Raw genomic sequence first — 12,313 nt, 5'->3', positions numbered from 1 at the left:
CGCTTCGTGCCACCCGGGAACAACTCCCGACCCCAGGCGCTCTGTCCGTGGCCACGCAACACCCCCATGACGACAAGGAGCCACCTCATGATCCGACCCCTGCTTTTGACCGGTGCCGCCATTGCGGCCTATGCCCTGACCCAGAGCCACTCTCTGCTTCCCCTGCTCAGCCTGCTGGCCCTGCTTTCGCTCTGGGTTGTCAGCGAAATTGGCAGCTTCTATCGCACGCTTCCTCCCACGGTGCTGGATGAGCAGGAGTATCATCACGACTTCTAACCGGATGAAAAATGGTGTGAAACTGTCGAGATGCCGTTAGTTCCATACCGTTTTGCTCTCTGAAATCAACCGGCTATAACAACAGGATCCACTGGGTTCGTGGCGATAATAACCATGTTCCTCTATATCTTCTGTACTCAAACAGGAGATAACCCATGAGGCACATCAGCGAAAACGGACTGTTTTTGCTGCTTTTTTTGTCGTTGTTACTGGCAGGTACGCCGCGGGCGATGGCACAAGGCAGGGATTTCAGACAGGCCCCCAAGGCGCTGACGGCGATCAAGCAGGGTCAAGTGGCCCAGCAACACGGCAATCTGCAAAAAGCCATCGCCTTCTACTGTGTCGCCGCCAGCACCGGCAATCCCGAAGGTTATTTCCGGATCGGCCGCCTGCTCGCCACCGGCCCCGCCTCGGTACGCAGCGCAAAGCTGGCCAACAGCTACCTCGCCATGGCAATGCGCCTGGGTAACCAACAGGCCGCCCGTTACTACAACGCCCGCATCGGCAATGCCCCTATGGGGGAGCGGTGTGGCATGGGGATCCGTGGCGGTCAGGGTGGCTATCTGGCCGGGCTCCCTTCCACCCCCTTCAATGTCGACTCCTGGGTTGCCCGCCAGCCCCCCGCCAAGCAAAAGCTGGTCACCATGCTGCGTCACGCAGCCAAACACCATAAAGTGGATGCCCGGCTGGTACTGGCGATTGCCATCGCCGAATCCAATCTCAACAGCCGCGCCGTTTCACCCAAGAATGCTCAGGGGCTAATGCAGCTGATCCCCGAAACCCAGCAACGGTTCGGGGTAACCCGGCCATTCGATCCAGCCCAGAACATCAAGGGTGGCGTCAGTTATCTCAAATGGCTGGATCGCCGCTTCGATGGCGACTGGGTACTGATCTCGGCGGCCTACAATGCCGGGGAAAAAGCGGTGGAACGCTATGGCGGGATCCCACCCTATGACGAAACACAGGAGTATGTAAAACGGGTGCTCTACTTCGCTGGCCACAAGCAGCCCTGAGGCCATTCATCAGCATGTCCGTTACTGACAAAACACGCACCAACATTGCGCAACCGTTTTCCTTTCGGTAGGATCCGGCGCTTTCTCGCCAGCCCTACAGGTATCCCATGAATATCATCAAACGCTGTTCGCGCCTGCTCACCCTCTTTGCCCTCCTCTCCTCCAGCGTGATGGCGGCCACCCCGGCCCCCATCCTGATCCAGGGGGCGATGGACGTCGAAGTCGAAACTCTCGTTGCCGCACTGAAAGACAAGACGGAGCTGACTGTGGGGGCCTGGACATACTGGCAGGGTACTATCTCGGACTATCCGGTGGTCATCTCCCGCACCGAGGTGGGTCTGGCCAATGCCGCTGCCGCCACCACGTTGGCGATTGAGCGTTTCAAGCCGCGTCTCATCATCAATCAGGGTACGGCAGGAGGCCATGATCCGGCACTGCACCGGGGCGATATCGTTATCGGCACCAAGAGCTTCAACATGGGAGCCTATCGCAGTGACCTGATGCCCGCCGAGCAAGGCGTCGATCCGAGCAAATGGCACAACTTCGAGGTCACCATGCGTCTGCGCGATAACGGCAAGCTGGTGGAGCACAGCTCGTTCGCTGGCGATCCCGAGCTGATTGGCCGCGCCCTCGGTATGGCCGATCGCTATCGCCACGGCCGAGTAGTAGGCGGCATCATTGGCACCGCCGATGAGTGGAACCGACAGGTAGCGCGCATCAACTGGCTGCATCAGACCTACCAGACCGCCGCGGAAGAGATGGAAACCTCCTCCGCCGCCCTAGTGGCTGAGGCCTACAAGGTACCCTTTGTCGGCATCCGGGTACTCTCCAATACCGATCTCCACGGTGAAGAGTTTGACCCGCAGACTGCCATCCACTGCCAGCAATTTGTCATTGATTACGCAAACGCGCTGATCAACAGTTTCCACAAGGCATAAGGCCCTATAAGAGGCCGTCATGACAGGCGGCCTATCTTCCCCCCCCCCACCTTTGCCCCCCCTCGTCCGTTGGTTTACAATCGACGGGTTTTTTGGAACCCGGTTGACCTGTGTCGACCTGGCCCCACCACGACATCAGTCTGTTAATGCCAAGACATTAACCTGCTGAAAAGGAAGAGAATTAGCCAATGGCTCAATTTATTTACACCATGAACCGGGTCGGCAAGGTAGTGCCGCCCAAGCGTCATATTCTCAAGAACATCTCCTTGAGCTTCTTCCCGGGCGCCAAGATCGGCGTGCTGGGTCTGAACGGCGCCGGTAAATCGACCCTGCTGCGCATCATGGCGGGCATCGATACCGAGATCGAAGGGGAAGCCCGTCCACAGCCCGGCATCAAGATCGGCTACCTGCCGCAGGAGCCGAAGCTGGAGCCAGAGCAGACCGTACGCGAAGCGGTCGAAGAGGCCGTTGGCGAGGTGAAGCGCGCCATGGCCCGTCTGGACGAGGTCTATGCGGCCTACGCCGACCCGGATGCCGACTTTGACAAGCTGGCCCGCGAACAGGGCGAGCTGGAGGCCATCATCCAGGCCCAGGGCGGCCACAACATGGAAAACCAGCTGGAGCGTGCGGCCGATGCCCTGCGCCTGCCAGCTTGGGATGCCAAGATCAAGCACCTCTCCGGTGGTGAGCGCCGCCGTGTGGCACTCTGCCGTCTGCTGCTGGAAAAGCCGGACATGCTGCTGCTGGACGAACCGACCAACCACCTGGATGCGGAATCCGTTGCCTGGCTGGAGCGCTTCCTGCACGACTACGAAGGCACTGTTGTGGCCATCACCCACGACCGTTACTTCCTCGACAACGTGGCGGGCTGGATCCTGGAGCTGGACCGCGGCGAAGGTATCCCGTGGGAAGGCAACTACTCCTCCTGGCTGGAGCAGAAGGACGCACGTCTGGCGCAGGAAGCCAGTTCCGAAGCGGCTCGCCGCAAGTCCATCGAGAAAGAGCTGGAGTGGGTTCGTCAAAACCCGAAAGGGCGTCAGGCCAAGTCCAAGGCCCGTATGGCTCGCTTCGAAGAGCTCAACACCAACGACTACCAGAAGCGCAACGAGACCAACGAGCTGTTCATTCCGCCCGGACCGCGCCTCGGCGACAAGGTGGTGGAAGTGGCCAACCTGCGCAAATCCTACGGTGATCGGGTGCTGATCGACGATCTGTCGTTTGCCATTCCGAAGGGTGCCATCGTCGGCATCATCGGCCCGAACGGTGCAGGTAAGTCGACCCTGTTCCGCATGATGTCGGGTCAGGAGCAGCCGGATTCCGGCGCCATCACGCTAGGTGAAACCGTGGTGCTGGCCTCTGTCGATCAGTTCCGCGACAGCATGGATGACAAGAAGACGGTCTTCGAAGAGGTCGCTGACGGTCAGGATATCCTGCGCATCGGCAACTACGAGTTCCCGAGCCGCTCCTATATCGGCCGCTTCAACTTCAAGGGTTCCGACCAGCAGAAGCGGGTTGGCGAACTCTCCGGTGGTGAGCGCGGTCGTCTGCACCTGGCCAAGCTGCTGCAGACCGGCGGCAACGTGCTGCTGCTGGATGAACCGACCAACGATCTGGATATCGAAACCCTGCGCGCCCTCGAGAACGCCCTGCTGGAGTTCCCGGGTTGTGCCATGGTCATCTCCCACGACCGCTGGTTCCTCGACCGCATCGCCACCCACATCCTGGACTATCAGGACGAGGGCAAGATCGAGTTCTTCGAAGGCAACTTCACCGAATACGAAGAGTGGAAGAAGAAGACCTACGGCGCCGAGGCGATCCAGCCGCACCGCGCGAAGTACAAGCGCATCGCCAAGTAAGCTGTCAGTCGGTACAAGCCGTACCATTGCAGCTGCGACCAACGTCACAAGGGGAGCTCCGGCTCCCCTTTCTGTTGTCTTTTGGCTTACAATCCTAGACGGATGCCTTTGCATGGATGTAGCACGATGACGACCCCCATAGAGAAAAAACTCACCATCCAGATCCGGGTTGAACCGGGTTGTCTCGGGCCGGATGGCAAGACACATATAGAGACCTTCTGTGCCGCTGCTGCCAAGATTTTTGCCGCCGTGGAGCCCGAGCTGGTGAGCTGGGTGCTGATCCCCCGCTATGACAAGCAGCTGCCGGAGCAAGAGTTCTTTATCGAGGGGCGCAAGCTGACCGAAGAGCAGGCAAGCCTGTTTCTGCGCCGCCTCGGCCGCGAACTGGGTGAGGTTCAAGACCGGCTCGATTCTGTGCTGGCCCAGCTGGTCGAGCGCTACTTCAAGACCCTTTAAGTCCCCACTTTTCGATAAAAGGTTCTCTGCTGAGAACCTTTTTTCATGCTCAAAAAGCAAACGTTTGAATTTTTGCTCTATTCATTGATCCGCTTCGCAGATCCGGGGTTTGTAAACGGCGCCGCCTGTGTAAAAATGTGCGCGCTGTCACGGTATCAGGACGAGTCTGGTTACTTAACCGCCAGAAACAGGGCAATTTACCCCGCATGGATGGGATAGCCCGTTCCCCTGCTGCTTATTTCACGTCACCTATTGGAATCCAACATGAATCAACAACACCAAGCTGCCAATCAGGCCGCCGGGCAAGGATTGCTTGAGCGCCTGTTTGCCCTGCAAGGCCATGGCACTACCGCCCGCACCGAAGTGATCGCAGGTATCACCACCTTCCTGACCATGGTCTACATCGTGTTCGTCAACCCGCAGATCCTCTCTGCTGCGGGCATGGACACCCAGGCAGTCTTTGTCACCACCTGCCTCATCGCCGGTATCGGCAGCATCCTGATGGGCCTGTTGGCCAACCTGCCGATCGCGCTGGCCCCCGCCATGGGCCTCAACGCCTTCTTCGCCTTCGTGGTGGTCGCCGGCATGGGTTACTCCTGGCAAGTGGGCATGGGCACCATCTTCTGGGGTGCCATGGGTCTGTTGATCCTCACCCTGCTGCGGGTGCGCTACTGGCTGATCGGCAACATTCCGCTCACCCTGCGGGTTGGCATCACCGCCGGTATCGGTCTGCTGATTGCCCTGCTCGGCCTGCACAACGCCGGGATCGTTGTGGCCAGCCCCGCGACCATGGTGACCGTGGGCAACCTCACTTCCCTGCCCTGCCTGCTGGGTCTGCTCGGTTTCTTCCTGATCTGCATCTTCTCCGCCCGCGGCGTTCATTCCGCCGTGCTGATCGCCATCGTGGTCACCACGGGTCTGGGCTGGCTGTTTGGCGATGTCACCTTCAAGGGCTTCGTCTCCATGCCCCCCAGCATCGAGCCAGTGTTCGGCCAGCTGGATCTGATGGGTTCGCTCGACATCAGCCTGGCCGGGATCATCTTCTCCTTTATGCTGGTCAACCTGTTTGACTCTTCCGGCACCCTGATCGGCGTCACCAACCGCGCCAAGCTGGCCGATGACAAGGGCCACTTCCCGCGCATGAAACAGGCGCTGATGGTGGATAGCGTGAGCTCCGTCGGCGGCGCCTTCATGGGCACCTCCTCGGTCACCGCCTTTATCGAGAGCAGCTCCGGCGTCGCCGTCGGCGGCCGTACCGGTCTGACCGCCATCGTGGTCGGCCTGCTGTTCCTGCTGGCTATCTTCTTCTCCCCGGTCGCCGCCATGGTGCCGGCCTATGCTGCCGCTGGCGCCCTTATCTATGTGGGCGTGCTGATGTGCTCCGAGCTGACCCGGGTGAAGTGGGAAGATTTGACCGAAGCGGTACCGGCCTTTATGACCGCCGTCATGATGCCGTTCAGCTTCTCCATCACCGAGGGGATCGCCGTCGGCTTTATCTCCTACTGCGTGATGAAGGCGGGTACCGGCCGCTGGCGCGAGATCAACCCCTGCGTGCTGGTGGTGGCCCTGCTGTTCGTGCTCAAGTTCGTCTGGGTCGATAGCCACTGATAATGACCAGCGCAATCCGATGGGCTCCCGACAGGGAGCCCATTTTTATTTGCCGGATCATGCTTCTCGCCCCTGCGCTGTGACGCGGGGGCCTGACAGTGCTAGATTGGCAGCCACCATTTTGAACCGGCAGCGTTGTTAACCTCGTGTCGTTAACCCGCTGTCGTGAACCACAAGGACGGCAACCGTGGCCCAGCACTCTCCCTCTTTCTCCGCCTTCTCCCCCCTGCTGCAAGAACAGGCCGAGCGCCAATGGCAGCGACTGGTCGAGCTGGCCCCCGACTATGGCTCGCTGCCCGAGCCCGTTCGCCAGACCCTGCTGACCCTGCTCGGCCTCTCCGATTTTGTCGCCGACTCCCTCTTCAAACAGCCGGAGTTGCTGACCGAACTGCTCGCCTCCGGTGATCTCGAACGAACCGAACGCTGGCCCGCTTACCAGCACGATCTGACCGCCCTGCTCGCCGAGGTAAGCGATGAAGAGGCGCTCAAGCGCATCCTGCGCCAGTTCCGCCGCAGCCGCATGCTGGTGATCGCCTGGCGCGAGCTGCTGGGCCACGCTGAAGTAGAAGAGAGCTTTATCCACCTCACCAAACTGGCGGATGCCCTGATCTGCTCTGCCCGCGACTGGCTCTACACCAAACAGTGTGGCGAACTGGGCACCCCGATGGACGGCAACGGCAACCCGCAACCGCTGCTTATCCTCGGCATGGGCAAGCTCGGCGGTGGCGAGCTCAACTTCTCCTCGGACATCGACCTTATCTTCACCTTCCCCGAGAACGGCTACACGGTCGGCGGGCGGCGCGAGCTGGCCAACCAGCAATTTTTCATCAAACTCGGTCAGCGCATCATCAACGCCCTCCACCAGCCCACTCAGGATGGTCAGGTGTTCCGGGTCGATATGCGCTTACGCCCCTTTGGCGATGCGGGGCCGCTCGCCATCTCCTTTGCCGCCATGGAGGATTACTACCAGCATCACGGCCGCAACTGGGAGCGCTACGCCATGGTCAAGGCGCGGGTGCTGGGGCCCCAGTGTGAACACGCGGTGGAGCTGGCCGAGATGCTGCGCCCCTTCGTGTTTCGCCGCTATATCGACTTTGGCGTCATCGACGGCCTGCGCCAGATGAAGGCGATGATCGCCGCCGAGGTGCGCCGCAAGGGGCTGGAGGGCAACATCAAGCTGGGGGCTGGCGGCATCCGTGAAGTGGAGTTTATCGCCCAGGCGCTGCAACTTATTCGCGGCGGTCGTGAACCGGCGCTGCGGGTGCGCCACCTGCCCGAAGCGCTGGCTGCCATCGCCCAATGTGGCGCCCTCGAATCTGCCCATTGCGATCGCTTGCTGACGGCCTATCGCTTCCTGCGCCGGGTCGAGAACATATTGCAGGAGATCGGCGATCAGCAGACCCAGACCCTGCCCACCGAAGAGCGGGATCGCCAGCGGCTGATCGCTGCTCTGGGTTTTGCCGACTGGGGCGCCTTTATGGCTCATCTGGATGAGGAGATGGCCGCCGTCCATCAGGAGTTCGCCGCCGTGGTGGGGGAAGAGAAGGAGGCCCCCGCCCATCTGGAGCAGCTCTGGCTCGATCTCTGGCGCACCGAGCTTGACGCCGCCGAGCTGGAGCAACTGCTGACCGCGCAGGGGGTGGCCGAGCCCGCCCCGCTCTGCGCCGCTCTGCTGCGTTTCAAGGAGGAGTACAAGCGCCGTCAGGTGGGGCCGCAGGGGCGCATCGCGCTGGACTGGCTGATGCCGGAGCTGCTGCGGCTGGTGGTCGCCAGCGAGCAACCCGCCCGCCTGTTCGAACGGGTGTGCGAGTTGCTGACCCGTATCTTCACCCGCAGCGCCTATCTGCAGCTGCTGGCGGAAAACCCGGGCGCCCTGCGCCAGCTGGTGCGGCTGTGTGACGCCAGCCATCTGGTGAGCGAGCAGCTGGCCCGCTACCCCATCCTGCTGGACGAGCTGCTCGATCCCCAGCACCTCTATCACCCCACCCCGCTCGATCAGTACAAGCCCCAGCTGCGCCAGTTCCTGCTGCGCATCCCCGAAGAGGACGTGGAGCAGCAGATGGAGGCGCTGCGCCAGTTCAAGCAGGTGCAACTGCTGCGTATCGTGGCGGCCGACATCGCCGGCGCCCTGCCGCTGATGAAGGTGAGCGACCACCTCACCTGGCTGGCGGAGGCGATCACCGAAGAGGTGGTCAATCAGGCTTGGTCCCAGATGAGCGAGCGCTACGGGGTGCCACCCGAGGTGGCGGTGAGCGGCCAGCGCGGCTTTGCGGTGGTGGCCTACGGCAAGCTGGGTGGCATCGAGCTCGGCTACGGCTCGGATCTCGATCTGGTGTTCCTGCACGGCGGCGATCCCAACAGCTACACAGATGGCCGCAAGCCCATCGATAGCCGCCAGTTCTACCTGCGCCTTGCCCAGCGGATCCTGCACCTGTTCAGCACCCGCACCCCCTCCGGCATTCTCTACGAGATCGATATGCGGCTGCGCCCCTCCGGCGACTCCGGCCTGCTGGTCTCGTCGCTGTCGGCCTACGAGCTGTATCAGCAAAGCGAGGCCTGGACCTGGGAACATCAGGCGCTGGTGCGGGCCCGTCCCATCTATGGCGATGAGGCGGTGATCGCCGAGTTTGCCCGCATCCGCCGCGCCGTGCTGGCCAAGGAGCGCGACCTGCCGACCCTGGCCCGCGAGGTGCGCGAGATGCGCCACAAGATGCGGGATCACCTGCTGAAAGCGGGGGCTGGCGAGTTCGACCTCAAGCAGTCCCCCGGCGGCATGGTGGATATCGAGTTTATCGCCCAGTATCTGGTGCTGGCCCACGCCTGCGGCGAGCCCGATGCCCTCACACGCTGGTCCGATAACGTACGCATCTTCGACGAGTGCGTCCTGGCAGGGGTGCTGACCCTGGAGCAGGCAGAGGGGCTGAAACAGGCCTATCTGGAGATCCGCAACCTCGGCCATCGCCTCAACCTCTCGGAGATCTCCCGCAAGGTGAGCGACGATCAGCTGCAGAGTGAGCGCAGCCATGTCCTCGGCGTCTGGCAAACCCTGCTGGGGGAGTAATTCCCGCCTGCGGCAATGAAAAAGGGCCCGCCTGAAGCAATTCAGGCGGGCCCTTCCCTATAGAGTTGCCAGGCCAATGCCTAGTCCGATACGACACTCACAGAACGGTCTCCACAATAAGAAAGAGCCCGCACGGGGCGGGCTCTGCATGGGGATAAAACGAAAGGCTGGGGCTATTTGAACAATCCCTTGAGCAGCTGGTCAGCCACACCTTTGACGGCTTCATTGTCGGCCTTGTCCCCCAGCAGCTTCTTGAGGCCGCGTTCGGCCTCCTTGCGCGCCTTATCCTCCAGCAGCTTGTTGTTGCTAAGCAGCGCCTTCACATCGAGCTGGTAGCTGGGGGCTTGCCAGTGACCGCCGATCCGCACCGGAATGGTGATCTCCTTCAGCTCATCCACATCCTTGCCCCCCTGCCCCTTGCTGCTCTCGACAATGGAGGTGAGGAACAGGAAGTCGAGGCTCTCCAGCACCAGCGCCGTCTGCCCCTCGCCCTTGACCCGCAAGGCGGGGGCAAAGAGCTGGATGTCGTTGCTACGGGCGATGCCGTCGGCAATCTGGAAGCTGGCGGTGAGGGCGCTGAAGTCGGTCTTGCGCGCCTCCTTCACCTGCTCGGCCCCCTTGCCGGTGAGGGTGGCCCGCGCCTCGCGGATCATTTCCGCTAGGTTGATGCCGTGCAGGGCGCCGTCGCTCAGCTTCAAGGTCACCTTGCCCTGCATTCCGTTGCGCAGTGCCAGAGGGGAGAGACCACGCCCCTGCACCTGCACATCGAGATCGCCCTTACCCTCCAGCAGATCGCTCTGGGCCAGAGTCTGCAGCAAGGGACGAATGTTCACTCCGGCCACCTGCTTGTGCACCTTGTAGGTGGCGGGTTGCTGGCGTGCGTCGAGAACCCCTTTCGCGCTTACCTGACCGCCCGCCACGGTCGCGCTGAACTGTTTGAGCGTCAGCAGTCCCTTGGCCAAAACCACCTGCAGATCGACAGTACCGAGATCCAGTCCTTTCAGGCGCAGGCTACCGAGTTGCAACCGACCATCCAGATCCACACCTTTGAGCGCGCCCAGATCCGGTTCAACCGCGGAGAGGGCTTCGCTCTTGCCGGTTGCTTCTTTATCGCCAGTTGCAGCGGTATTGGAAGCACCGACCGTTGGTTTGTCCTCTCTCGCCTGCGCTGGTGTGGTCGGTGCCGATCTGGCGAGCCATTTGTCGAGATCCAGCTTCTCCCCCTTGAGATCGAAGCTGATCGAGGGAACAGCGTCAAGCTGCACGGTTCCATCACCACTCAGCAGCGCCTCATCAGCACTCATCACCAGCTTGCTCAGGGTAATCAACTGCTTGTCGAGCTCGGCACGGGCAAACCCGGCCAGTTTCAGCTTCATCTGCGGGCGCGGCAGCGCATCACCTTCCAGCGCAGCCGTCAGCAGCACATCGGAGAGCTCGGCAAGCTTCATCTCTTTATCGAGCCGTCCCTTGAGCGTTCCTTCCAGCGAACCAGCCAGTGAAGCTTGCTGCCCCTCACCCTTGGCTCCTTTCAGCGCCAACGTGAGGTTGCTCCACTCACCAAGGGCCAGTCGGTCTCCCTTGATGGAGAAACTGTCGAGTCGCAGAGACGGGTCACTCAGGCTGCCGCTGAGGCTCAGATCTTTCAGCTCACTCGCCATCACCTCCTGCGCCAGCTTGATCTGGGTCTGCCCTTTAACGTCGAAAGCGAGCTTGTCGGCACTCCCCTTGGCGGCCAGCGTCACGGGTACCCACTGACCGGTGGCCAGTTGCCCCATATCGAGATCGAGGCGATCCAGTCGCAGCGACGTGCCGCTGCGATCATCCTGTACCAGCGCACTGGCCTGGGAGAGCGCGACACCCTGCAAGCTGATCTGCCAGGGCTTGCTATCAGCGGTTGGCGCTGGGGTTGCGGGGACGACCGGTTCGCTTGCATCAGCAGTGGCATCTTTGAGCAGTCCGCTCAGATTGGAGCTGCCATCCGCCTTGGTCTGGATAAAGAGATTGGCGCCACTCAGGGTCACCTTGCCGATCTCCAGACGATGGGAGAGCAGCGGCAACAGGGCCACCGAGGCCTCGCCCTGCTCGAAACGAACCAGATCCGGCTCGGCAAAACCGGCCGGATTGCGCAGAGCGACCTTCTCCAGCGAGAGCCCGAGACTCGGCCAGAAACGCCAGTCAATCTCCCCCGCCATCACCAGCTCCCGACCCGTGCTCTTGCGCACCTGTTCAGCCAGTTGGGGCTTGAATTGATTGGGGTCGATAAGGCTTATCAACGTCACTATGGCCAGCAAGGCTGCCACGGCGATGCCGAGCAAGATGAGAACTATCTTCTTCACGATATGCTCCTTGAATCCGGATCCACTGCTGACTATACCACTCACCGTCTGACGAATGGCGTCTGCGGGACAAAAGTGGACAAGGATGAGACAGGGATGGTCGCTGCCAATCCCCATCGTCATCAGCAGGGATCAGGCTTGCAAAGAGGATTGCTGCAGCCGCGCCACCGCGGTGCGCGTCGATTCGAAAGCAAAGCGGGGCAAGGGAATATCGCTGATCTTCAGCCACTGACAGGCGGCCACATCGTCAGCCGGCTGGATGAACGGTTTTTCACTCAGCTTGATAGCGAAAAAGGTGTCACAGGTGTGATAGGTGATGCCATCGTAGAGATAGATATTGGGAAAGGAACCGAGATAGGTACAAGGATGAGCGCTGACATCGAGCCCCAGCTCCTCCTGCAACTCGCGCACCAGTGCCTCCTCCAGCGACTCGCCGGGATCGACAAATCCGCCCGGCAGATCCAGCAACCCCTTGCCCGGATTGCGGGCACGCACCGCAACCAGCACCTCATCCTGCCAGCAAAGCGCCACCATCACCGCCGTCGCCACATTCTGGAAAAAATGAAAACCGCAGCCACAGAGAAACTCTTTAGGGCTGACGCTCTGCAAGGTTTGACCACCGCATTTTGGACAAAACATGGGCTATCTCCGACGAAATAAAGCACCATTTTACGCTGTTGTGACCGTTTTTATGGCTCTGTCCCAATTACGTGTTGAAAGGCTAATCTTGAAGTAGGCCATCACCTTGAGGTCTACCATCATGGATACC

The 12,313-nt window shown here is 61.1% G+C and carries 9 protein-coding genes; 7 read left to right on the top strand and 2 right to left on the bottom strand.

The features are described from left to right. The first annotated feature begins 87 nt into the window (after nt 1-87). The 7 genes from G5287_RS20125 to glnE all read left to right on the top strand — a co-directional run bounded on the left by G5287_RS20125 (nt 88) and on the right by glnE (nt 9,208). Nucleotides 88-276, top strand: a complete 189-nt coding sequence (locus tag G5287_RS20125; protein ID WP_184234299.1) for a hypothetical protein — start codon at nt 88-90, stop codon at nt 274-276. A 155-nt stretch (nt 277-431) separates the two neighbouring features. Continuing rightward, a complete protein-coding gene (locus tag G5287_RS20120) occupies nt 432-1,289 on the top strand; it encodes a lytic transglycosylase domain-containing protein (RefSeq protein WP_236768882.1) in 858 nt (285 codons plus the stop codon). Between the two features lie 107 nt (nt 1,290-1,396). Continuing rightward, on the top strand, nt 1,397-2,227 hold the full coding sequence (locus tag G5287_RS20115) for a 5'-methylthioadenosine nucleosidase (RefSeq protein ID WP_216951989.1): 831 nt from the start codon (nt 1,397-1,399) through the stop codon (nt 2,225-2,227). A 188-nt stretch (nt 2,228-2,415) separates the two neighbouring features. Next, the gene (gene ettA, locus G5287_RS20110) at nt 2,416-4,083 is read left to right on the top strand and encodes an energy-dependent translational throttle protein EttA (RefSeq protein WP_421231775.1); all 1,668 of its coding nucleotides are present in this window, start codon (nt 2,416-2,418) and stop codon (nt 4,081-4,083) included. 126 nt (nt 4,084-4,209) lie between these two features. Next, a complete protein-coding gene (locus G5287_RS20105) occupies nt 4,210-4,539 on the top strand; it encodes a hypothetical protein (RefSeq protein WP_227341326.1) in 330 nt (109 codons plus the stop codon). 264 nt (nt 4,540-4,803) lie between these two features. Continuing rightward, nucleotides 4,804-6,147, top strand: coding sequence for an NCS2 family permease (locus G5287_RS20100; RefSeq protein WP_005343409.1), 1,344 nt, complete (start codon nt 4,804-4,806; stop codon nt 6,145-6,147). A 187-nt stretch (nt 6,148-6,334) separates the two neighbouring features. Next, nucleotides 6,335-9,208 carry a bifunctional [glutamate--ammonia ligase]-adenylyl-L-tyrosine phosphorylase/[glutamate--ammonia-ligase] adenylyltransferase gene (gene glnE, locus G5287_RS20095; RefSeq protein ID WP_421231774.1) on the top strand — a complete coding sequence of 958 codons (2,874 nt, stop codon included), beginning with the start codon at nt 6,335-6,337 and terminating at the stop codon, nt 9,206-9,208. A gap of 173 nt (nt 9,209-9,381) precedes the next feature. Here glnE and G5287_RS20090 read toward each other — a convergent pair whose 3' ends face one another. Together G5287_RS20090 and G5287_RS20085 are read right to left on the bottom strand one after the other, a co-directional pair. Further along, complete coding sequence (locus G5287_RS20090) at nt 9,382-11,544, bottom strand: AsmA family protein (protein WP_421231773.1); 2,163 nt, start codon at nt 11,542-11,544, stop codon at nt 9,382-9,384. A gap of 132 nt (nt 11,545-11,676) precedes the next feature. Then, entirely contained in the window at nt 11,677-12,183 is a 507-nt protein-coding gene (locus G5287_RS20085) for an NUDIX domain-containing protein (RefSeq protein ID WP_227341338.1), read from the bottom strand. Nucleotides 12,184-12,313 lie beyond the last annotated feature (130 nt).

Source organism: Aeromonas sp. 603079, assembly GCF_049172135.1.
Classification (GTDB): Bacteria; Pseudomonadota; Gammaproteobacteria; order Enterobacterales; family Aeromonadaceae; genus Aeromonas; species Aeromonas veronii.
The sequence above is the reverse complement of the archived record's forward strand: the minus strand, read 5'-3'. Positions and strand labels throughout refer to the sequence as shown.

Coding starts and splice junctions, on each gene's coding strand:
- G5287_RS20085 (WP_227341338.1), bottom strand. CDS start 12,183: ATGTTTTGTCCAAAATGCGGTGGTCAAACCTTGCAGAGCGTCAGCCCT.
- ettA (WP_421231775.1), top strand. CDS start 2,416: ATGGCTCAATTTATTTACACCATGAACCGGGTCGGCAAGGTAGTGCCG.
- G5287_RS20125 (WP_184234299.1), top strand. CDS start 88: ATGATCCGACCCCTGCTTTTGACCGGTGCCGCCATTGCGGCCTATGCC.
- G5287_RS20120 (WP_236768882.1), top strand. CDS start 432: ATGAGGCACATCAGCGAAAACGGACTGTTTTTGCTGCTTTTTTTGTCG.
- G5287_RS20100 (WP_005343409.1), top strand. CDS start 4,804: ATGAATCAACAACACCAAGCTGCCAATCAGGCCGCCGGGCAAGGATTG.
- G5287_RS20105 (WP_227341326.1), top strand. CDS start 4,210: ATGACGACCCCCATAGAGAAAAAACTCACCATCCAGATCCGGGTTGAA.
- G5287_RS20115 (WP_216951989.1), top strand. CDS start 1,397: ATGAATATCATCAAACGCTGTTCGCGCCTGCTCACCCTCTTTGCCCTC.